Genomic DNA, 21558 nt, shown 5'->3' on the forward strand with positions numbered 1-21558 from the left:
GGGAGGGCGGCGGCGCAGCCGCAGGCGCGCGGACATGCCGCTTCTCGGCGGCATCCGCCCGCCGATCGCCGTCCTGTGCCTGCTGGTCCTCGCCCTGGCCGGGCTGACGGCCAAGGTGCTCGGGCCCACCGAGCAGACCGTGGCCCCGAAGGCCGTACTGACCTCGCAGCAGTACTTCGCCGAGGACGGCGCCATCGCCCTGCGCGCCTCCATCGACGAGCGGGTGGCGGACCTGGAGCGCACCGCGGCGGCGCTCAACGCGGGTCGCCCCGCCAAGCCCGGACGCGTGCTGTCGGACCTGGGCCGTACGTACCAGAAGTGGACCGGCACCACGGTCGTGGACCTGGAGAGCGGGGACGTGCTCGCCGCCCGCGGTGAGACCGTCCCCCTCGCCTGGCTCGACGAGGACGCCCTCGTCGGCGAGCGGGCCCTGACGCCCCGGATGGTGCGGCTGGAGACCGGCGACGTACGCCTGATGACCATGGCGGTCCTGGACTGGCCCGGCCGGCCCCAGCAGCTGCTGCTCGCGTCGAGCAGCCTGTCCGTGCCCGCCGTGAGCCTCGGGCCGTTCCGCAGCATGTCGGTGGTCGCCGAGGACGGGGAGATCCTCGCGACCGCCGGTTTCGAGCGGGCCGAGGCGCTCAACTCCGACCAGGAGCGCCAGGAGCTCTCCTTCCTCCACCGGCAGATGACCCGCCTCGCCGACCAGGCCGCGGTCCGCACCGAGGAGCACCCCGTCCAGGCCCGCGAGCCCGGCTCGCGGGGCTACCCCGGCGTCAGCGGCACCCTGATCGGAGGCGAGTACAACGGGCGGGTGGCCACGGCCGGGTACGCCTCGCTGGCCGCCTCGGACCCCGAGGAGAAGCCGAGCGTCGCCGCGGGCCTCGGCCTCACGGTCGTGGCCCTGCTCCCCGTCGTCGACCAGCGGGGCCAGGAGCCGGACCGCCGGCTCTTCGGCCTGGCGGCCGCGGGCGCCCTCGTCCTCCTCGGGTTGGTCGCGGCGGCGGTGCTGTGGACCACGGTCCAGCGACCGCTGCTCCGCCTGTTCCTGGAGTCGCGCCGGCTCGCCCGAGGGGACCTGCACCGGCCGGTCCCGGTACCTCGCCGGGGCGAGGCCCAGCGGATCGGCCTCGCGCTGGAGCGCGTACGCCGCCGTCTGAACGGCGAGGACGACGGCGAGGGCGGCCGAGAGGGCTACGGCGAGGGCGAAGGCCAGGACGCCGGCGCCGTCCGGTCCGGACGGGTCCGGGTCGGCACCCGCGGGCCGCTCGTGGCGACGGGCGCCCTGCTGCTGCTCTGGGGCGTGCCCGTCGGTCTGCTGCTGAACCGTACGGACGGGTCGGTCAGCGTGCCGACCACCATGGTCAACGACCAGCGGGAGCGTACGGACCTGATCGCCGACCGGCTCCGCAGGGCGCTCAACGAGGCGCAGGCCGACCTCGTCTCCACGGCCGGCCTGATCGGAGCCGGCGACGACGCCTCCACGGGCCGCCTGCTGGAGGACGCGCTGGTCAAGCACACCCGCTACCAGGCCCTCTACCTCGTCGCCGCCGACGGCTCCGTCACCGCCCGCGCGGGCGGTGAGCCGCACGCCTGGAGCCCCGACGAGGACCAGCCGCCGGTGCGGGTGTCCGGGCACGGCGGCAAGGAGCCCGTCGTCCAGGCCGGAGCCTCCGTGCCCGAGGGCGACGGCAGCACCCTGGTCGGCGAGATCCGCGTCGAGTTCCTCAACTCGCTGCTCGCCCGGCCCGGTCTGGGCGAGGTCCGCGTGGTGGACTCCGCCGGTCTGACCATCGCCGCGAGCGACGGGTTCCTGGCGTTCGAGAAGCTGCCCGGGGAGGCCCTGACCGGCCTCGTCCGCGCCGCCGGCGTCCGGGTCGGGGCCGGACCGGTGGAGAACGGCCTGCTCATCCGCGAGGGAGACCGGATCTCCGTGGCCGCGGCTGCCCCGTTCTCCGGCGGAGGCGTCACCGCCGACATCGGCTGGACCGTCGTCAGCCGGCAGGACGCCGCCGGGTTCCAGATCACCCCGTACGAACGCGAGGACCGCGGCGTCCTGGCCGGCATGCTCGGCCTCGCGGCCGCCCTGCTCTGCCTGGGCTGGATCCACCTCGTGGTCGTACGCCCGCTGCGCGCCCTCGCCACCAGCGCCGAGAGGCTCGCGGACGGCGACCTCAGGACCGTCCTCTACCCCCGGTACCAGGACGAGGTGGGCGCGGTCGTCCGCAGCCTCGAACTCCTGCGCCAACAGGCGCAGGCCCACAGACACGACCAGGCCCGCCGGCCCTCGGACGCCCCGTCCGGCGCCGGCGCGGGCGGAAGGTGACCAGGCGCGTGCTCTATCTCTACTTCGTCCTGCTGATCAGCAGCGTCGCCCTGCTGATCGCGGGCATCGTGGAACAGCGCAGGCACTACGCCGCCCTCCACGTCATCCCGACCCGGGTCCTCGTCAACGGCATCCGGGGCAAGTCCTCCATCACCCGCCTGTGCGCGGGCGCCCTGCGGGGCGGCGGTCTCGTCACCGTCGCCAAGACCACGGGCACGGCGGCGCGGTTCATCCATCCCGACGCGACGGAGGAGCCGGTCTACCGCAAGTTCGGCATCGCCAACGTGGTCGAGCAGATCGGCATCGTGCGCCGGGCCGCCGCGTACCGGCCCCACGCCCTCGTCATCGAGTGCATGGCCGTCATGCCCGCGCTCCAGGAGGTCAACCAGAGCAAGCTCATCCGCTCCACCATCGGCGTCCTGTGCAACGTCCGCGAGGACCACCTCGCCGAGATGGGCCCCACCCTCGACGACGTGGCACGGTCCCTGTGCCGCTCGATGCCGGAGAACGGCATCTGCGTCACCGCCGAGAAGGAACGTTTCTCCATCTTGCGGGAGGAGGCGGACGCCCGGAACTGCACGCTCGTCTACGCCGACCCGGAGTCCGTCTCCGACGCGGAGCTGCGCGGCTTCAGCTGGTTCACCTTCAAGGAGAACGTCGCGATCGCGCTGACGGTCGCCGAGCTCCTCGGCATCGAGCGCGAGGTCGCCCTCCAGGGGATGTACGACGCTCCGCCGGACCCCGGTGTGCTGTCGGTGGAGCGGTACGTGACGCCCGAGGGCAAGCGCCTCGCGTTCGCCAATGTCTTCGCGGCCAACGACCCCGAGTCGACCCTGATGAACGTCAACCAGCTGCTCGACCTCGGCGCCATCGGCCGCCCCCTGAACGTCGTCGTCAACTGCCGGCCCGACCGCGTCGAGCGCAACGGGCAGATGGGCGAGATCGTCCCCGACCTGAAGCCGGACCGCGTCTTCGTCATCGGGCACCCCGCCAAGAGCGCCGTCGACGCGATCCCCGCCGCCTGGCGGGACCGGGCGGTCGACCTCGGTGGCGAGCGGCGCCCCGCCGAGGAGTTCATGCCGGCCATGCTCGCCGCCATGCCCGACGGCTCCTCGCTCGTCGCCATCGGCAACATCCACGGGCAGGGCGAGGAACTCCTGGAGTACCTGACGGGGCTCCCGGCGGACGACACACCGGGCGCGACGAGCTTGGACGCCGGCCCTGGGGCGAACCCTCGGCCCGCAGTGCCGGACGCGCCGCCTGGGGCGAGCCCGCGGCCTATGGTCCTGGACGCGAAGGCTGAGGCGAGCCCTTGGCCTGCGGTTCCGGACGCGTACGGCTCGAACCCGGAGGCGTACGGGACGGCGTACCCGGACGCGTACGGGGAGAGGTACGAGGCGGGGTACCCGTCGTCCCAGACGCTCAAGCTGCCCCGCGTACGGATCCCCGCGCAGACCACCGGCACGCAGACCACCGGCGCGCAGACCACCGGCGCGCAGGCCACGGGCGCGCAGGCCACCGGCGCGTACGCCGAGCCGCATCGGCAGCAGGCGGCCACCGCCGGGTGGGAGCGGTCCGGCGAGCCAGGCGGGTTCGGCTGGTTCCACTCCCCCGCCGAGGACGACGGGCCGCCGCCGCACTCCTGACCGATCCGGCCCACTCGCCCGCCACTCCCCCTGCCCTGCCCCCTGCCCCCCCCTGCTCTCCTCCTCGTACCCGCGCCCGGAGCCTCCGTTGACCACCGCCGCACTGACCCCCGAGATGGCTGCCCTGGGCATCGCCATCGGGCTGCTCTTCTCCCTGCTGTGCTACCTCACCACCAACCTCTCCCCCGGCGGGATGATCACCCCGGGCTGGCTCGCCCTCACCCTCATCGAGGACCTTCAGCGCGCCGCCATGGTCGTCGGCGTCACCGCCCTGACCTACGCGGGCACCAAGCTCATGCAGCGGCTGGTGATCCTGTACGGCAAGCGGCTCTTCGCCGCCGTCGTGCTGCTGGGCGTCCTGCTACAGGCCACGGTGATGATCGTCCTGTCGATCGAGTTCCCGCTCCTGTACGGCAACCAGACCCTCGGCTTCATCGTGCCCGGCCTGATCGCCTACCAGCTGGTCCGCCAGCCCAAGGGGCCGACCCTGCTGGCCACGGCCACCGTCTCCCTGACCGCCTACATCGTCATCGCCGCCGGCCTGCTGCTCGGCGTCATGCCCGCCGCCTGAGCACCGTCCGAGAATCGAGGAACCACCCATGTCTGGGAAGAAGAAGTCCCGTCCCGTCCTCTCGGGCCTCGTCGTCCTCGGGCTCGTCGCGGCCTCCGGATACCTCACCCTCGAACTGCGCAAGCAGGAGCAGCAGGGCGTGACCGAGGTCCGGAACGTCGGCGTGCTGAACGGGTCCCAGGCGAAGGCCGACGCCACGGGCGGGGAACAGACCGAAGCGCGCTGGTCCCGGCTGGAGAACCCCGCGCGCAGCGTGCTCCGCGGTGCCGACGGGCAGGTGAAGGCGATCCTGACGGACGGCGCCCGCACCGCCACGCTCAAGGGCCCGGCGCGTACGTTCGCGGAGCCGGCCTCCACCGCCTCCAAGGTGTCCACGACCGACTGGATACGCCTGATGCCGAAGGCGTGGACCAAGGGCGCGGAGAAGACGAAGTGGTTCAAGGACTGGTACGCCGCGTACGCGACCAGCAAGGAGGACGACCTCTTCGCCATCGCCTTCCAGTACGTGGCGGGTGCCCCGCAGCGCAAGGACGCACAGGGCCTCGCCTTCGCCGGCGACGCGAACTTCGGCCCCCTGAACACCTCCGGCACCGAGGGCGGCGACCTGCGCCTCGAACAGTCCGACTTCTACGACTACCTCGGCACGCCGTACCCCTTCCGCGACGGTGCCGTGGGCACACCCGAGACGATGCGCGCCCGCTCCCTCGACTGCTCCGGCTACATCCGCATGGTGCTGGGCTACCGCGCCCGCTACCCCCTGATGTCCTCGGACACGTCGGGCGACGGCCTGCCCCGCACCGCGAACGGCATGGCACGCTCCGGTGAGGGCGTGAACGTGCTCCCCCTGACCGGCGTGGCGGCACAGGACCGCCCCTCCGCCATCGACCAGCTACAGCCGGGCGACCTGGTCTTCTTCAAGCTGGACACCCGCACCGGCCAGCGCCTCGACCACGTGGGCATGGTCCTCGGCCACGACACCGAAGGCCACCTGATCTTCGTCTCCAGCCGCGAGGAGGTCAACGGCCCCACCATCGGCGACGTCGGCGGAGTCTCCCGCCTGGACGGCAACGGCTACTACGCCAAAACCCTCCGCAGCGCGAAGCGCCTCTGACACGCCACCGGCTGCACCGCTCCCTCCCCACACGTGCACGCGGCCCGGCGCTCCGCGCGCAAGGTGCGGTACTTCAGAGACCGGCTTCTGCCGTGATGCGGTCCATCCGTGGCTGGGGCAGGGCGGGGTTGGCCGCGGCGTGGTCTGCGACGTTCGGCTCGGGGTCCGCCAGCAGGCGCTCCAGCAGGTCCGTGCTGATGTGGGGGTGCCGGGCCACTCCCGCGCGTAGGGAAGCGTCCTCGCAGGCCCCCAACCGCCGCAGGGCCGCGGCAGGCAGGTGGGGGTCCTCCAGCGCGAGGCGGCGTACCCGCGGGTTCGGTTCGTCGGCGAGGGCGCGCAGTTCGTGGCGGGGGAAGTTGGGGTGGTCGACGAGCCCAGGCCGGTGGGCGGAGGGATCACCGTGTTCCCGGGCCAGTCGGAGCAGTACCGCCGCGGGGGCGTCGGGCCGCCTGGCGGCGGCGTACCGGACGGACGTCACGGCGTCTTCGTCCAGCCGCCGCCATGCCTCGTCCGGCAGGTCCGTGCTCTCCGCCAGGGTCTGCCGGAACACCGCGTGGGGGCAGTTCAGGTAGGTCAGGCGTACGGCGAGCGGCTCGTCCCGCAGCCAGTGGGGGCGATAGGACGACCAGTGGAGAGCGACCTCGGCCTCGATGCTTCCGGCCGCCTTCTCGGCCTCCACCCGTGCGAGCAGCCGGTCCCGGCTCTCGGGCGCGATGGGGCGGCTGTAGGCCACCGCGACACGTACGGCGGGGTCCTCGCTGTCCTGGAGGCGGGCCACCATCGCGGCGGTCAGGTACGGATTGCCGGCCACCGCGTGCAGGACCTCCTCGTCACCGGTCGCCAGCAGCCGGTCGAACTGCTGGGCTGTCAGGGGAAGACGGTCCGCGAGGTGGGCCTGGACCGCCGGATCCGCGAGGCAGCGCTCGTGGAGTGCCGGTGGGACATCCTGGCGTCCGGCCCTCGCCGCCGTGGCGCGCACCCCGGGATCCGGATCGGTGAGCAGCGCCTCCTGCACGGCTGCGGGCCGGTCGTGCCAGTCCCGCGCGATCGCCGCGCGCAGCTTGGGGTCGGGGCTGGCCGCGAGCTCCGCCGGCGACAGGCCGTACGTCTCGACCAGGGCGTCGACCCCCAGCCCGAGTCCGCTCTCCACCGAGGTGTGGACGAAGTCCGCGAAGGCGTGACGGATCGCGGGGTCGGGATGCTCCGCGATCCGGTGACGCATCGCCGGGGAGACCCGGTCGCCCCCATGCAAGCGGATCGCCGCATCGCCCCGCCCGTGGGCGAGCAGCCCTTCGACGACCGGGTCCGCCAACCGGCCCCCACGCACGAACAGACCCTGCCGGCCCGCGACATGCGCGGTCAGCCGCACCAACACATGCGTCGGGGCGGCCGGGTTCCGCCCCAGCCCGGACAACTGCGGCTGTTCGAGATGCACCATGCGTTCACGCTAGCCGGGCCGCAGCGGGTAGGGGGACGCGGTCAGCTGCGTCATCCCCTGCGAAAAACCGGCGCCGTCGGCGATCACCTCCGGGATACTGGTCGCCCATGGATGAGGTCAAGGTCGTCGTCGCCCATTCCGAGCGGGCGACGCTGCGCGTCGGCGACGTGTTCCTGAAGGTGGACGCCGATCAGGCGCGTATCGACGCCGAGGTCGAGGCGATGGCCCTCGCTCCGGTCCCGACCCCGGAGGTCCTGTGGCGCAAGCCTCCCGTGCTCGCGATCGCCGCGCTCCCGGGGACGACGCTCGGGCGCCTCGGCGGGCCGTCGACCGGGTCTCCGGCGGCGTGGGCCGCGGCGGGCGCCGCCCTCCGGAAGCTGCACGACGCGCCGCTGCCGCCCCGGCCCGGCCGGGCGGGCAGGAGCATCGTCGCGCTGACAGCGGAACTCGACGCCGAGTGCGAGTTACTCGTGACGAACGGCCTCCTCCCCGCTGACCTGGTCACCCGTAACCGCCGGGTCGCCGAGGCCGCGCTCCGGCCGTGGAGTCCGGCGTTCACGCACGGCGATCTGCAAATCGCGCACGTCTTCGTCGACGGCGACGAGGTGACGGGGATCATCGACTGGTCCGAGGCGGGCCAGGGTGATGCTCTGTACGACCTCGCCACCTTCACGCTCGGACACGAGGAGCACCTCGCCGACGTCCTCGCCGGCTACGGCACCGACATCGACCTCGACGTGATCCACGCGTGGTGGTCCTTGCGAAGCCTGCTGGCGGTCCGCTGGTTGATCGAGCACGGCTTCGACCCGTTCGCGCCAGGTTGTGAGGTCGACGTGCTGAGGGCGCGGGGGTGAGGGCTCTGGCGTGAGGCTGCGGGTCTGAGGCTGCGCGGGTACGACCGCCGCGACAGGCGCTCCGCGGCCCTGGCCCTGGCCCCGTCCCTGGCCCCGTCCTCGGGGCCAGGGCCGCGTGTCGCGCCGCCCCTCTTGCGGTTCCCGGGCTCGCGGCGCGTCAGGCCGCCGAGCGCAGGGCGTCCGTGGGGGATGCCTTGGCCGCGCGCATGGCCGGGTAGATGCCCGCGACCGCCGCTACGAGCACCGAGACCACCGGGCCGCCGGCGAGCGTGTAGTACGGGATCGAGGCCGGCCAGCCTTGGACCAGGGCGTAGGCGTAGACGGTGAGGCTGCCCACGGCCAGGCCCGCTACGCCGCCGATGAAACCCATCAGTACTGCCTCCAGGAGGAACTGGGCGGCGATCTGTCCTCCGCGGGCGCCCAGCGCGCGCCTCAGGCCGATCTCGCCGCGGCGCTCCATCACGCCGACGACCATGGTGTTGGCGATGCCGACGCCGCCGACGAGCAGGGCGACTCCGGCCAACGAGAGCACCAGACCGGTGAGGGCGCCCTTGGCCTCGTCGCGTGCCAGGAGCAGGTCGGAGGGGCGGCTGACGGCGACGGTGCTCGGGCTCGCCGGGTTCGCGGTGGCCGCGGCGACGCTCTGGACGGCGGGCACGCGTTCCGGGTAGGCGCGCAGGTAGACCGTGGCCGCGGAGCCGTCGGCGCCCAGGTGTGCGGTGGCCTGGGGCCAGCCGACGAGGGCCGCGGTGTCCAGTTCGGGGGCCAGTTCGTTCGGCGCGAGGATGCCGGCGACGGCGTACGACTGGCCGCCCAGCCAGACCCGTTCGCCGGGCGCGGTGACGCCCAGGCGCTGGGCCGCCTGGTCGCCGAGCACGGTGACGGGGAGCCGTTCGCTCGCCCGGTCCAGCCATGTCCCGCTCCGCAGGGAGCCGTGCAGGACGTCGAGCAGGTTCAGCCGGGCGGCGAGCACGGAGAGGCTGCCGGTCTGCTGCTCGGGCACCAGGTTGTTGCGGTAGATCTCCGCCTTGGTGGCGCCGACGGCGGTGACCTCCTGCACCGGGGCGATGTTGCCCAGCATCTTCTCCGCCGTGGAGGGCAGGGGTACGAGCTGCTGCGAGGCGTCCTTCCCGGCGGCGACGGTGATCAGGTTCGAGCCGAGCCGATCCAGCCGGGCCAGCAGATGGGCCTGGTTCGAGGCGGAGATGCCGGTGACGGCGACGACGGCCGCGATGCCGAGGGAGATGCCCAGCGCCGAGAGGGCCGAGCGCGTCTTCCGGGTGCGGGGACCGATCAGGCCCAGGCGCAGCAGGTCGATCAGGCGCAGCCGCGTGCGGCGGGGGCGGGCGGTCACTGGACGGCTCCCGTCGGGTGGAGGCCGCGTTCGTCGAAGTCGATGCGGCCGTCGCGGATGCCGATGCGGCGGGGGAAGGAGGCGGCGAGTTCGCGGTCGTGGGTGATGACGACGACGGTGGTGCCGTGGGCGTTCAGGGTGCGCAGCAGGTCGACGACGGCGGTGCCGGAGACGCTGTCGAGCGCGCCGGTGGGTTCGTCGGCGAGGAGCAGGGCGGGGCGCCCGACGAGGGCGCGGGCGATGGCCACGCGCTGCTTCTCGCCGCCGGAGAGCTGGTCGGGGCGATGTTCGAGCCGGTGGCCGAGGCCCACCTCGTGGAGGGCCTCGACGGCGGCGGCGTGCCGCCGCGCCGCCGGGGCGCCGCTGTAGAGGAGGCCGGTCGCGACGTTCTCGACCGTCGTGAGTCCCGGCAGCAGGAAGAACTGCTGGAAGACGAAGCCGATCCGGTGCGCGCGCACCGAGGCGAGGTCCGCGTCCGACAGGCCCGACAGGTCGCGTCCCTCGAAGCGCAGCCGTCCGTCGCTGGGCCGGTCCAGCGAGCCGAGGAGGGCGAGCAGGGTCGACTTGCCGGAGCCGGACGGGCCGACCACGGCGAGGAGTTCACCGGCCTCGACGGTCAGGTCGACGCCGTGCAGGACGCGCAGCGGCGGGGAACCCGGGTACTCCTTGGTGACGGCGGTCAGCTCCAGTACGGGCGTCACTTGGGGATCACCACCCGCGCGCCGGGCTCGACGCCCCCGGAGATCTGGGCCTGGGCGTCGGCGATCAGACCCAGCCGCACCTTGACCAGGCGGGTGCCCGTACCGTCGACGACCTTGACGCCGTAGCCACCGCCGTCCAGCGCGAGGAGCGCGGTGACCGGCACGATGAGGGCGTCGCTGACGCTGTCGCCCACGACGGTGACCGTCACGGAGGACGGCCCGGCCTCGCGCGCCCGCCGCTGGTCGTCCAGCGTGATGGTGACGGTGGTCTTCTGCTGATCGCCCCCGCCGCCCCCGGCACCGCCGCCGCCTTCGTCCTGGCCGCCGGGGCCGCCGGCGCCGCCGCGGATCAGGGAGCGGACGCGTCCGGTGATGGTGCTGCCGTCGGACAGCCTGATCTCGACCTTGCCGTCGGGCTTGAAGCGGGACAGCTGGTTGTCGGCGGGCCGTACGGTGGCGACGAGGCTGGTGCCGCTCACGGTCATGACCGAGGTGGTCCCGAGCGGCGCGCCGAGCTGTACGCCGAGCTGCTGGACCCGCACGCTCGCCTGCGGCAGCATGACGACGCTGCCGAGCGTGACCGTTCCGGTCTGCTTCACCCCGAGCGCCTTCTGCCACCGCTTGACGGCGGTCTCGGTGCCCCGGGTGAACTTCTCGTCCACGGCCAGGCCTAGCCCGTCGGCGTACCCGAGGTCGACCAGGTTCCGCTTGAGCTGTTCGACGTCGGCGCCGTCGCTCGTACGCGGTCCCAGGTCGCGCCAGAGCGGGCGGGTGCCCCGCATGAGGATGACGGCGCGGCCGTCGGCCTCGTACAGCTGCCCACCGGGCTTGATGACGCTCCCGACGGCGGGGAGCGCGGTGACGGTGCCGCGGCCTGCGGCGACCACGGGCGTGGGCTCGTCGTACCCGAGCGTCCCCGCGATCAGGATGCCGCTGGACAGCGACCCCTTCTGTACGACGACGGTGCCGTGTGCGACGGGCGGCGGCGCGGCGGCGGAGTCCTGGCCCTCCCACGGGCGCGTCACGCCCAGGACCGCCGCGCCGGTGATCGCGGCGGTGAGGACGAGCGGTACGACGGTCGGACGCCGCTTGCGACGCCTGCCCTGCGGGGCGGGTCCGGCGGCTCCGGGCTCGGCGGGTCCGGGCTCGGCGTGTGCCCCGGCGGGCGTCTCGGTACGGGACATGGTCACGAGCCGATCCGGTAGCCGGGCATGGGCAGCTGGCCGCAGGCGGGCTGGATGGCGTCCCACTTGGCCGGGTCGAACTGCTGCGCGGTGAAGACGAGGATGCCGTCCTCCGGGTCGGGGTCGGGCATGTCCGGGTAGCCGTTCTTCCGGCCGCACGCGACGAAGGCGCGTGCCATGTCGACGAACTTCTTGCTGTTCTTCTTCTGGACCTGGTGGATGCCGGGGTTCTTCTCGTCGCAGAGTTTGGCCGCCGCCTCGTAGCCGCCGACGGGGGCGGAACCGGTGCCCGATGCGGGGATGGCGATGTTGCCCTCCTTGTCGAGGAGGACCTGGGTCTGGCCCTGGGCGTGCATGCAGCTCACCCAGGACTGCTTGATCGCGGCGTCGTCCTGCGGCGTGCCGCTGTCCGAGCCGTCGTCCCCGGCGACCTTGGGGGCCGCGTCCTGTGACGCGGAACAACCGCTCATCACCAGGGCCGCCGCCACGGCGGTCATCGCCGCGAGCGTCCGTCCGACGTGCTTGCGCATGTTCTGCTCCTCGCTGATCTCGACGGTGACGCCGCTGTCGCTGTCGACCAGGGCATCGGAACCGTTCTACGGAGCCCCCGGTGAGACACACGTGACCGTCCGCCTAACCCGCGGCTCACGTGCCCGGCGGCATCCTTGACCTGGTCGGGGCCTGGACCCGACGGCTCAGGGCACCGGAGAGGCGGAGAAGAACGACATGCGCGTGCTCATCGTGGAGGACGAGGAAGAACTGGCCGCGATGCTCGCGGAGGGCCTGCGCGGCGAGGGAATGTCCTGCGACGTCGCCCCCGACGGCGCCCGGGCCCTGGAGATGGCGGCCGCCGCCACGTACGACGTGCTGGTACTCGACCGGGACCTGCCGCAGCTGAGCGGGGACGCCGTCTGCCGGGCGCTGAACGCCGCCGGATACCCGGCGCGGATCCTGATGCTCACCGCCGCCGGAGCCCTGAGCGACCTGGTCGACGGCCTCGGGCAGGGCGCCGACGACTACATGTCCAAGCCCTTCTCGTACCTGGAACTGGTCGCCCGGCTGCGCGCGCTGGCCCGCCGCGTCAGCCCCGGCACCGCCGCCACCGTCCTCAGCCGGCACGGCGTCAGTGTGGACACCGTCCGCCGCGTCGCCGAGCGCGACGGGCGTCCACTCAAGCTGACGCCGAGGGAGCTGGGCGTACTGGAGCTGCTGCTGGCCGCGGACGGTGCACCCGTCACCACCGAGGAGCTCAGGGACCGGCTCTGGGACCCGGCCCTGGACCCCGCCACCACCGCGGTCCGGGTCACGGTGCACGCCCTGCGCCGCAAACTCGGCGAGCCACGGCTGATCAGCCACACCCCCGGTTACGGGTACCGGCTGTGACGGCACCGAAGCGCGGGCCCGAGGCTGCCCGCAGCGCTCTTCCGTACCGGCTGCTGCACCGTCTGCCGCATCAGCTGCTGCACCGTCTGCCGCTGCGCGGGCGCCTGACCCTGATGACCACGCTGGTCTTCCTGGTCCTCGGCGCCGGGCTCGTCTTCCTCAACTGGCTCAGCGCCCAGCAGCTCATCGAGGACAACCGGTCTCTGGTCGTCCCCGCCGTGGCGACCGTGCCTGTCACACCCGTCCCGCCCGGCACACCCGTCCCGCCCGGCACACCCATCGGTCCCGCCGTGCCGGGGACCACCACGGTCCCCGCGCCCTCCGGCCCCGTCGCCCCCGCCGACCCCTCGGACCCCGGCACGCCCGCCGCGCCACTGACCCCGGCCGAGGGGTTCGAGGACTTCCAGGACCGGGTCCTCACTCTGGTCCTGACGCGGTCGTTGTTCCTGCTCCTCGTCTTCACGGCACTCGCCGCGCTGCTCGCGTGGTGGGCGGCCCGTCGCTCGCTGGACCGGCTCACTCAGGTGACCGCGGCGGCCCGCCGCATCAGCACCGGGAGCAGTCTGGACGAACGGCTCGACCTCACCGGCCCCCACGACGAGGTCCACGAGCTCGGCGACACGTTCGACGCGATGCTCGACCGGCTGGACCGCAGTTTCGACGCGCAGCGGCAGTTCACCGCCCACGCCTCGCACGAACTGCGCACCCCGCTCACGCTTCAGCGCACCGCTCTGGAGATCCCCCTCGCGCAGGGGCGCGTCCCCGACGACCTGCAACCGGCGGTCCGCCGCGCCTTGGACGCCAACGCCCGTACCGAGCGCCTGATCGTGTCCCTGCTGACCCTGGCCCGCGGCGAGAGCGGCACCCGGACGTCGCACCCGGTGGACCTCGCGGACGCCGCGCGGGACGCGGCGGCGGAACTGGCCGAGGAGGCCCGTACCGCCGAGGTCCACGTCACCACGGCCCTCGCCCCGGCCCCTGTCACGGGCGACCCCGCCCTGCTGGCCCAGGTGGCGTCGAACCTGCTCGCCAACGCGGTACGGCACAACCACCGCGGCGGTACGGCGACGATCGCGACCGGCATCCAGGGCGGGCGCGCGTTCGTCGAGGTCGCCAACAGCGGCCCCGTCCTGGAACAGCGGGACATCCCCGCGCTCTTCGAACCCTTCCGGCGCGGCGCGGGTCGCCCGGGCAACGGCTTCGGTCTCGGGCTGGCCGTGGTCCGCGCCATCACGCTCTCCCACGACGGCACGATCACCGCCACCCCGCGCCCCGGTGGCGGCATCACGGTCCGCATCGACCTCCCGCGCCCTGCCATGTCCCCGCAGCGCGGGAATGCGAGGTGAATCACCGCCTTCCGTGCATCCATTCGGCCCGCTCGCGCATCTACTGTGCGCGAGGACCGTACGGACCTCGTCGGCAACGACAACTCCTATCGAGGACAGAACACTTTGATATCTACGCCACTGCGCGTACGCCGTGCCGTGACGGTCGTCGTCACCACCACCGCCGTGCTGGCCGGCGGCTTCTCCGCGAGCCAGGCGCAGGCCGCGACGCGGCCCGCCCCGGCCATCACCGCCCCGGGCGCGTTCGTCATGAACAACGGGACCTCCGCGACGCTGTACGGGAAGGCCGCGGACACCCGCCGGGCGACCGGCTCCACCACCAAGATCATGACCGCGAAGGTGGTGCTGGCCCAGCGGGGCCTCAACCTCGACGCGAAGGTCACGATCCAGAAGGCGTACAGCGACTACATCGTCTCGAAGAACGCGTCCTCGGCTCGCCTGATCGTCGGGGACAAGGTGACGGTCCGGCAGCTGCTCTACGGCCTCATGCTGCCGTCGGGCTGCGACGCCGCGTACGCGCTGGCCGACAAGTTCGGTACGGGCTCCACGCGGGCGGCCCGGGTCAAGTCGTTCATCGGCAAGATGAACGAAGAGGCCAGGAAGATAGGCCTGCGGAACACGCACTTCGACTCGTTCGACGGGATCAGCAACGGGTCGAACTACTCGACCCCGCGCGACCTGACGAAGATCGCGAGCAGCGCGATGAAGAACGCGACGTTCCGCACCATCGTCAAGACCAAGTCCACGACGCAGAAGGTGACCACCAGGACCGGTGGCTACCGCAACATGGCGTGGACCAACACGAACAAGCTGCTGAGCACCTACAGCGGCGCGATCGGCGTGAAGACCGGTTCCGGCCAGCAGGCCAAGTACTGCCTCGTCTTCGCCGCCACCCGCAACAACAAGACCGTCATAGGCACGGTCCTCGCCGCCCCGAGCGAGACGAACCGCGCCGCCGACGTCAAGAAGCTCCTGGACTACGGCTTCACGAAGTAACCAACAACGGCGGGCACCCCTCTGGTGCCCGCCGCCATGTAGCCGTGCAGCGCGCACTCAGGCCATCGCCCACGGCTCGCCACGCCAGCCCGGCAGTTCCTTGTCCAGCCATTGCTCGACGGTCCGCCGCCAGGGATCGGTGGAGTCGCCGCCTGCGACGTCGGCCCAGGTGTCCTGCGCGAGGTCCGGGTCGACGACGAGGCTGTCGAGGTAGGCGTCGAAGTCGTCAGCGACCTTGGTAAAGACACTGTTCGACAGGTATCCGGGGTGAGGGATGCCCCGCACGAAGGCAAGGAGCCGGCCGTGGGTGGCCGGGCTCAGGTCCAGGAACAACGTGTCGCTGCCGCCGTTCCGGGCGATCGGAAGCAGGCCGGCCGGCGAGACCTCGCCGGCGAGCCACCCGTCACGGCTGCGGCGGTATTCGCCGAGCAAGGTGCCCCAGCCGTATGCGCCCTCGTCGTCACGGCCGAGCTGGTAGAGGTCGTCGAAACTCTGGAACGGCTCCGGTTCACACGCCGGCACACGAACCGAGTACGGGAAGCCAGAGCCGCCCGCTTCCGCCAGAAAGGACCGATATGGCGGCGGCAGAGGCAGGCCGATCTCCCGTTCGAGATCTTCAAGCTCACGGGCCTCGAACGGCCTGAACGGACCCACGACAAGGCGGCCCCGATACCAGCGCGACAACTCCTCCTCAGACACCTCTGGATTCTCGCACCGAGCATCCCCGCAGGTGCGGGGAGCAGGGCGACGCCGGAGCGTTGGCCGGCGAGCGCGAAGGGGCCATCTCTGCACCGGCAGAGAGCAGGCCAGGTTCTGAAGAACCGCGACCACGAAGATGGGACCATCCCCGCTGATGCGGGGAGCATCACCGCCACACAGGTGCCGGCGTGTCGTCGTAGGGACCATCCCCACGGGTGCGGGGACAGCTCCACGAGGAGACGGTACCGCCGGCTCCCTCAGCGAGCGCGGGCGACCGCGCCTTCCGGCCCGTCTGCCCCGGCTCGGACCGTCACCAGGTAGCCCGTGAAGCTGACGTCCGGCCTGGCCTTCGCCCAGCCGTCCGCCTCCTTGACCGGAACCAGTACGGTCGTGCCCGGAACGGGGTGGTTCACCCTCTCCTTGGCGCCTGGAGGTACGCCGTAGCGGCAGTGGACCTCGGTGATCGACACCACCTCCACCGAGGTAGGCGCGCGCCCCTCCCCCTCCCCGTGATGCTCCTCGCGGAAGTCGATCTCCTCCGCACGCTCGCTACCGACGATGTCGGCGTAGTCCTCCGGATCGGCCTCCAGCAGCCTCCACGCGACCACATCCCCTGGCGCGAAGCTCTCTCCGCAGCACTGCATCTGCCAGTCGTCGACCCAAACCGTCCACGTCATGCCTCATTGTCCACCCGGGGACGCTCGTCGGCTGACCAGCTGACCTGGAGTGCGCGGTGGAGGCGGACGGGCGTCCGGTGTCGCGGTGTGGACAGGTTCGCTCGTCCTCGGTTTCAGTGGCTGCGGTCTGCGCGTGCAACCCACGGAGGGACGAGGGTGTTGATCAGGGATGCGTGTCCGGAGGACTGGTCGAGTATCTGGCCGTTCTGGCGCGAGATCGTCGGGGCGGGGGACACCTATGCCTGGGACCCTTCCGCGGACGAGGACACCGCACGCGCGCTGTGGATGGCGCCCGGGTCCCGGGTGTTCGTCGTGGAGGAGGCGGGCGAGGTGGTCGCCTCGGCCTATGTCCGGGCCAACTACGGAGGGCCGGCGCGGCACGTGGCCAACGCCGGGTTCATGGTCGCCCCGTCCCGCGCGGGGCGGGGGATCGGCCGGCTCCTGGCCGAGCATGTGCTGATCGAGGCGCGCCGGGACGGCTACACGGCCATGGTGTTCAACGCCGTCGTGGAGACCAATCCGGCGCTTCGGTTGTGGGAGTCCTTGGGCTTCACCATCGTGGGCACCGTTCCGCGCGCCTATGCCCATCCCGTCCACGGCCCGGTCGGCCTCCACATCCTCCACCGCGTCCTGTGACAGCTCCGGCCGGTCAGCCGGTCAGGCAGGGTGCCCGTCCATCACCGAGTTACAGCGCCGTCCCTGATCGCTTCCGTCTCCCGGCGGAAGAACCGGAACCACATCCAGAGTGCGAAGCCGATGAAGCTGAACCATTGCAGCGAATAGCCGAGGCTGACGAACGCCTTGCGATCGAGACCGGTGTTCTGCGGCACGTTCACCGGGACTGCCGTGAGTCCTTCTCCTGGAGCGGACTCTGAGATCCAGGCGTCGTCCATGTCGTGCGGCACGAGATTGACCAGTACTGCGGCGCTGATCAGGCCCAACTGACCATGCGGGAGTGCGGTGGTGGTGCCGACGCCTCGCGATCCGGCGACCTCGGAAGCCTGGAGAACCCCGGTGACCAGGGCGGCTCCCGTCGGGGCGGGCGGGAGGGCGGCGTGGTCCGCGTCTCCTGGGCGCCAGCCGCGGACCACGGGAATGGCCCTGCCGCTGTCCGCGCGCAGGATGGAGAGCACGAAGTGCCCCTTCTCGCCGTTCATGTAGCGGTCCGGTACCACGAACTGCTCGGTGTGCCGCCCGCGGACCGTGACCATGCGTCCGACGGTCTGCTTGCTGACGGGCAGGAGCTGGTCCAGCGGCCGGGCGTCCTGGCCGGCGGCAGCCGGCGGGCGCTGCGCGCCCCGGTGGGCGTCGATGCGGTCCTCGAACCGTTCGACCTGCCACATGCCCATCAACAGGCAGAAGGGGATGCCGAGTAAGAGCAGTGTGTTGAGCCCCCACCAACGAGGGGCGAGCAGAAACCGGTACATACGCTCACGATACGAGACGGTCTTCGGCCCTCTGCCGGCGCACTCATGATCAGGTCGCCTGCCCCGGGCGACGTGCCGGCGCCGCGGCTTCCTAGAGTCGACGCGACCTGCACAGAGAGGGAGCGTGAGGTGAAGTGGGCATGGAGTTGAGACAGTTGCGGTACTTCGGAGCGGTGTTCAAGGAGCGTAACCTCACCAGGGCCGCCCAGGCGCTCGGCATGGGGTCCTCCGCGCTGAGCGAGCAGATCATGGCGCTGGAGCGGGAGATGGGCGTGCCGTTGTTCCGCCGTACTCCCTCGGGGATGGTGCCGACGGCGGCGGGCCAGGCTCTCGCGCCGCATGCCCATGCGGTCGTCTCCGCGGCCGGTGTGGCGCGGCGCGCCGTCGAGCAGTCGGCGGGCGCTGCGCGCCGCTGGCGGGTGGGGGTCACCCCGGGCAGCCCGCACGAGCTCGTCGCCCGCGTCTGGGACGCGCTGCGGGGCGCGGGCATCGCGGCCGAACCGGTGGACGCCTCCACCGCCGAACAGTTGGACGCCGTGCGTGTCGGCTCGCTGGAGGTGGGCTTGGTCTGTCTGCCCATCGACGCCCGCGGCATGCGTACGGCTCTGGTCAGCGACGTACCGCTCGGGGTCCTCATGGCCGACGGCCATCCGCTGGCGGAGCGCTCCGAGGTGGCCTGGCCGGACCTGGCCGACCAGGAACTGCTGTGGTTCCCCCGGGAGCTCGCGCCCGGCTATCACGACGACGTCCTGGCCGTCTGCCGCGCCGCCGGCTGGTGGCCGACGCTGCGAGCCCGTCCGCCCCGGCGGGCACTGTTCACCGCCGAACTCCTGGCCGCCCGGCGGCTGGTGGCGCTGCGCCCGGTCACCTCGCAGGCGGACGGGCCGGGCCTGGTGTGGCGGCCCCTGGGGTCTGCCCCACGATTGCGCCACGCCTTGGTGTGGGCGGGTCCCGGCACGGACACGGCGTCGGTCGGCTCCGGTGCCCCTGCCGTGACGGAGATCATGGCGGACGTGGCCGCCGCCCTGTCGATCCGCTGACCTGCGCCGCGCGGTGACACCGTACGAGCCTCCGGGATCGCCGCGTGGACAGTCCCGTACGCCCTCGGTTTCAGTGGGCACGTACCGAGTTCGGCGTGCGTGAGCGCGCCGAACCGGATGACACGTCCTCGTCGACCGATGAAATGGGAGCGTCCGTCCGTCCGTTGGGCGGGGCGCCGTTCCGGCCGCTGCGGGGACCTCAGCGAGATCGCGCCGGCGCCGCGGCACCGGCCGACGCGAGGGCAAGGAGTGACGAGTAATGACGACCACCGTGGGGACGACCGCCGCCACCGGCCGTATCACCCAGGTCATCGGCCCCGTCGTCGACGTGGAGTTCCCCGTCGACGCGATGCCTGACATCTACAACGCGCTGACCGTCGAGGTGGCCGACCCCGCCGAGAACGGCAAGCTCAAGACGCTGACCCTCGAAGTCGCCCAGCACCTCGGCGACGGGCGCGTGCGCTGCATCTCCATGCAGCCGACCGACGGCCTGGTCCGCCAGGCGCCGGTGGCCAACACGGGCACCGGCATCACGGTCCCCGTCGGCGAGATCACGAAGGGCAAGGTGTTCAACGCCCTCGGCGAGATCCTGAACAAGCCCGAGGCGAACGCCGAGATATCCGAGCGCTGGGCGATCCACCGCAAGGCCCCGGCATTCGACCAACTCGAGTCGAAGACCGAGATGTTCGAGACCGGAGTCAAGGTCATCGACCTCCTCACGCCGTACGTCAAGGGCGGGAAGATCGGTCTGTTCGGTGGTGCCGGCGTCGGCAAGACCGTGCTGATCCAGGAGATGATCTACCGCGTGGCCAACAACCACGACGGCGTGTCGGTCTTCGCCGGTGTCGGTGAGCGAACCCGTGAGGGCAACGACCTCATCGCGGAGATGACCGAATCGGGTGTCCTCGACAAGACCGCCCTGGTCTTCGGCCAGATGGACGAACCCCCGGGCACCCGGCTGCGCGTCGCGCTGACCGGCCTGACCATGGCGGAGTACTTCCGCGATGTGCAGAAGCAGGACGTGCTGTTCTTCATCGACAACATCTTCCGCTTCACCCAGGCGGGCTCAGAGGTGTCGACGCTGCTCGGCCGCCTGCCCTCCGCGGTGGGCTATCAGCCCAACCTGGCCGACGAGATGGGCCTCCTCCAGGAGCGCATCACTTCCACGCGTGGACACTCGATCACCTCGATGCAGGCGATCTACGTCCCCGCCGACGACCTCACCGACCCGGCGCCCGCGACCACCTTCGCCCACCTCGACGCGACGACGGTCCTGTCCCGACCGATCTCCGAGAAGGGCATCTACCCGGCCGTGGACCCGCTGGACTCAACATCCCGGATCCTGGACCCGCGCTACATCGCGCAGGACCACTACGACACCGCCATGCGTGTCAAAGGCATCCTTCAGAAGTACGCCGACCTCCAGAGCATCATCGCGATCCTCGGCATGGACGAGCTCAGCGAGGAGGACAAGCTCGTGGTCCACCGCGCCCGCCGTGTCGAGCGCTTCCTGTCGCAGAACACCCACGTGGCCAAGCAGTTCACCGGCGTGGACGGTTCGGACGTCCCGCTCGACGAGTCCATCGCCGCGTTCAACGCGATCGCCGACGGCGCGTACGACCACTTCCCGGAGCAGGCATTCTTCCTGTGCGGTGGCATGGACGACCTCAAGGCCAACGCCAAGGCGCTCGGCGTCTCCTGAGCCCCCGGCTCGCCGAGACTCGTGTGTGAAGGGAAACGTGATGCTGGCCGCTCTGGGGGTGGACGACCTGTCCACAGCCGTCTACCGGGGGCTTCTGGCCCGACCGCAGGCCACGGTGGACGAGTTGGGCGTGTGCGCCGGTGCGGCCCCCGACGGCGTGAGGACGGCGTTGTCACGGCTGCTCGTGCTGGGCCTGGTCCGGCGGTCCGGAGACGAGCAGGGCGGGTGGCGGGCGGTGCATCCCGTAGTGGGTCTGGCACCGCTCGTGGCCCGGGCCGAAGCCGAGGCGGCAGCCCGTACGCATGCCGTGGAGGCGTCGAAGGCACATGTGGCCGAGCTGTCGGCCAGCTTCGGTGGAGCTCCCTGCGGCTTCGGTGAGGACTCCGCGATCGTGGTGGGCTGGGAGGAGGCATGGGACTGCCTGAGGCAGATGGCCGCGCAGGCCCGGTGCCGGGTGGACGTCCTGGCCGGTGCCGGCCTGGCGCCGGGCCTGGACAGCTCCGGGGCCGAGGGCTTCGAGCCGTTGTGGCAGCTCGCGGCAGCGGGCGCCGAGCGTGGCGTACGGATCAGGATCGTGGCGCTGGAATCGGTGCGGGCCAACCCGGCGTTGTGGGACGGGACGCGCTGGATCGCGAGCCAGGGCGCCGAAGTCCGGACGACCGCGGCGATACCGGCCTGGCTGTTCCTCGTCGACCGGACGTACGGGCTCTGGGCTCTCGATCCCGGGGAACACCGGAGGGGGATGGTGCGGTTCGGGGCCCCGGGACCGATGGCGATCGGGAGCGACCTCTTCGACCGCCACTGGCGCGAGGGCCGGCCCGTGGACGTCACGCCTGCCGACGCGGGCGACGGCCCGACGCCTCAACAGCGCGAGATTCTGCGCCTGTTGGCGGAAGGCGCCAAGGACGAGACGGTCGCGCGCCGCTTCGGCGTCTCCACGCGGACCGTCCGCCGGATGATCTCCGACATCACCGCCCGGCTCGGCGTGGAGTCCCGCTTCCAGCTGGCCGTGCACGCGGCGGAGCGAGGGTGGCTCGACTACGGAGAGTCGAGGGAGCGTCACGGGACGGCGTCCCTGTCCTCGTAGTGCCACGTCCGCCACT

The 21558-nt window shown here is 72.0% G+C and carries 20 protein-coding genes; 12 read left to right on the forward strand and 8 right to left on the reverse strand.

The genetic code is table 11. From position 1 onward, the window contains the following. Positions 1 to 34: 34 nt before the first annotated feature. The 4 genes from ACFXMG_RS01560 (at position 35) to ACFXMG_RS01575 (ending at position 5654) form a co-directional block, all read left to right on the forward strand. Positions 35 to 2326 carry a HAMP domain-containing protein gene (locus ACFXMG_RS01560; RefSeq protein ID WP_383813962.1) on the forward strand — a complete coding sequence of 764 codons (2292 nt, stop codon included), beginning with the start codon at positions 35 to 37 and terminating at the stop codon, positions 2324 to 2326. Positions 2327 to 2334: 8 nt separating this feature from the next. Next, positions 2335 to 3972, forward strand: a complete 1638-nt coding sequence (pgsB, locus tag ACFXMG_RS01565) for a poly-gamma-glutamate synthase PgsB (RefSeq protein ID WP_383813687.1) — start codon at positions 2335 to 2337, stop codon at positions 3970 to 3972. 88 nt (positions 3973 to 4060) lie between these two features. Continuing rightward, a complete protein-coding gene (locus ACFXMG_RS01570) occupies positions 4061 to 4543 on the forward strand; it encodes a poly-gamma-glutamate biosynthesis protein PgsC/CapC (protein WP_383813689.1) in 483 nt (160 codons plus the stop codon). A 28-nt stretch (positions 4544 to 4571) separates the two neighbouring features. Then, positions 4572 to 5654: a C40 family peptidase gene (locus ACFXMG_RS01575; RefSeq protein ID WP_383813690.1), complete on the forward strand. Its 1083-nt coding sequence runs from the start codon at positions 4572 to 4574 to the stop codon at positions 5652 to 5654. A gap of 73 nt (positions 5655 to 5727) precedes the next feature. Here ACFXMG_RS01575 and ACFXMG_RS01580 read toward each other — a convergent pair whose 3' ends face one another. Then, on the reverse strand, positions 5728 to 7092 hold the full coding sequence (locus tag ACFXMG_RS01580; protein ID WP_383813692.1) for a hypothetical protein: 1365 nt from the start codon (positions 7090 to 7092) through the stop codon (positions 5728 to 5730). 107 nt (positions 7093 to 7199) lie between these two features. Here ACFXMG_RS01580 and ACFXMG_RS01585 point away from each other — a divergent pair, with 107 nt between their 5' ends. Next, positions 7200 to 7946, forward strand: coding sequence for a phosphotransferase family protein (locus ACFXMG_RS01585; protein WP_383813694.1), 747 nt, complete (start codon positions 7200 to 7202; stop codon positions 7944 to 7946). A gap of 157 nt (positions 7947 to 8103) precedes the next feature. Here the strand turns inward: ACFXMG_RS01585 and ACFXMG_RS01590 are convergent, their stop codons facing one another. Genes ACFXMG_RS01590 through ACFXMG_RS01605 form a run of 4 tightly spaced genes read right to left on the reverse strand, consistent with a single transcriptional unit; the run spans position 8104 to position 11715 of the window. Further along, on the reverse strand, positions 8104 to 9300 hold the full coding sequence (locus tag ACFXMG_RS01590; protein WP_383813696.1) for an ABC transporter permease: 1197 nt from the start codon (positions 9298 to 9300) through the stop codon (positions 8104 to 8106). After that, positions 9297 to 10001: an ABC transporter ATP-binding protein gene (locus tag ACFXMG_RS01595; protein WP_383813698.1), complete on the reverse strand. Its 705-nt coding sequence runs from the start codon at positions 9999 to 10001 to the stop codon at positions 9297 to 9299. Before ACFXMG_RS01595 ends, ACFXMG_RS01590 begins: the two co-directional genes overlap by 4 nt. Then, a complete protein-coding gene (locus ACFXMG_RS01600) occupies positions 9998 to 11185 on the reverse strand; it encodes a peptidoglycan-binding protein (RefSeq protein WP_383813699.1) in 1188 nt (395 codons plus the stop codon). Before ACFXMG_RS01600 ends, ACFXMG_RS01595 begins: the two co-directional genes overlap by 4 nt. 2 nt (positions 11186 to 11187) lie before the next feature. Further along, positions 11188 to 11715, reverse strand: coding sequence for a hypothetical protein (locus tag ACFXMG_RS01605; RefSeq protein ID WP_383813701.1), 528 nt, complete (start codon positions 11713 to 11715; stop codon positions 11188 to 11190). A 196-nt stretch (positions 11716 to 11911) separates the two neighbouring features. Here ACFXMG_RS01605 and ACFXMG_RS01610 point away from each other — a divergent pair, with 196 nt between their 5' ends. The 3 genes from ACFXMG_RS01610 to ACFXMG_RS01620 all read left to right on the forward strand — a co-directional run bounded on the left by ACFXMG_RS01610 (position 11912) and on the right by ACFXMG_RS01620 (position 14910). Next, entirely contained in the window at positions 11912 to 12568 is a 657-nt protein-coding gene (locus tag ACFXMG_RS01610) for a response regulator transcription factor (protein ID WP_383813703.1), read from the forward strand. After that, the gene (locus ACFXMG_RS01615; RefSeq protein ID WP_383813705.1) at positions 12565 to 13914 is read left to right on the forward strand and encodes a sensor histidine kinase; all 1350 of its coding nucleotides are present in this window, start codon (positions 12565 to 12567) and stop codon (positions 13912 to 13914) included. The genes ACFXMG_RS01610 and ACFXMG_RS01615 overlap by 4 nt, the downstream gene beginning before the upstream one ends. Before the next feature lie 108 nt (positions 13915 to 14022). Then, on the forward strand, positions 14023 to 14910 hold the full coding sequence (locus tag ACFXMG_RS01620; protein ID WP_383813963.1) for a D-alanyl-D-alanine carboxypeptidase family protein: 888 nt from the start codon (positions 14023 to 14025) through the stop codon (positions 14908 to 14910). 57 nt (positions 14911 to 14967) lie between these two features. Here the strand turns inward: ACFXMG_RS01620 and ACFXMG_RS01625 are convergent, their stop codons facing one another. Both ACFXMG_RS01625 and ACFXMG_RS01630 read right to left on the reverse strand, forming a co-directional pair. Then, entirely contained in the window at positions 14968 to 15609 is a 642-nt protein-coding gene (locus ACFXMG_RS01625) for an SMI1/KNR4 family protein (RefSeq protein WP_383813707.1), read from the reverse strand. Between the two features lie 257 nt (positions 15610 to 15866). Then, a complete protein-coding gene (locus tag ACFXMG_RS01630; RefSeq protein ID WP_383813709.1) occupies positions 15867 to 16286 on the reverse strand; it encodes a DUF6578 domain-containing protein in 420 nt (139 codons plus the stop codon). 156 nt (positions 16287 to 16442) lie between these two features. Between ACFXMG_RS01630 and ACFXMG_RS01635 the strand changes: the two genes are divergently transcribed. Beyond that, positions 16443 to 16922 (forward strand): GNAT family N-acetyltransferase, encoded by a 480-nt coding sequence (locus ACFXMG_RS01635; RefSeq protein ID WP_383813711.1) that lies wholly within the window; start codon positions 16443 to 16445, stop codon positions 16920 to 16922. 41 nt (positions 16923 to 16963) lie between these two features. On the opposite strand, the gene ACFXMG_RS01640 is transcribed toward ACFXMG_RS01635, so the two are convergent. Continuing rightward, entirely contained in the window at positions 16964 to 17713 is a 750-nt protein-coding gene (locus tag ACFXMG_RS01640) for an SURF1 family protein (protein WP_383813713.1), read from the reverse strand. Positions 17714 to 17853: 140 nt separating this feature from the next. On the opposite strand from ACFXMG_RS01640, the gene ACFXMG_RS01645 reads away from it, so the two are divergent. The 3 genes from ACFXMG_RS01645 to ACFXMG_RS01655 all read left to right on the forward strand — a co-directional run bounded on the left by ACFXMG_RS01645 (position 17854) and on the right by ACFXMG_RS01655 (position 21542). Continuing rightward, positions 17854 to 18753 (forward strand): LysR family transcriptional regulator, encoded by a 900-nt coding sequence (locus ACFXMG_RS01645; RefSeq protein ID WP_383813715.1) that lies wholly within the window; start codon positions 17854 to 17856, stop codon positions 18751 to 18753. A 259-nt stretch (positions 18754 to 19012) separates the two neighbouring features. Continuing rightward, positions 19013 to 20455: a F0F1 ATP synthase subunit beta gene (gene atpD, locus ACFXMG_RS01650; protein WP_383813717.1), complete on the forward strand. Its 1443-nt coding sequence runs from the start codon at positions 19013 to 19015 to the stop codon at positions 20453 to 20455. 40 nt (positions 20456 to 20495) lie between these two features. Next, the gene (locus ACFXMG_RS01655) at positions 20496 to 21542 is read left to right on the forward strand and encodes a LuxR C-terminal-related transcriptional regulator (RefSeq protein WP_383813719.1); all 1047 of its coding nucleotides are present in this window, start codon (positions 20496 to 20498) and stop codon (positions 21540 to 21542) included. Positions 21543 to 21558 lie beyond the last annotated feature (16 nt).

It is taken from the genome of Streptomyces sp. NPDC059201 (assembly GCF_042754585.1).
Taxonomy (GTDB): domain Bacteria; phylum Actinomycetota; class Actinomycetes; order Streptomycetales; family Streptomycetaceae; genus Streptomyces.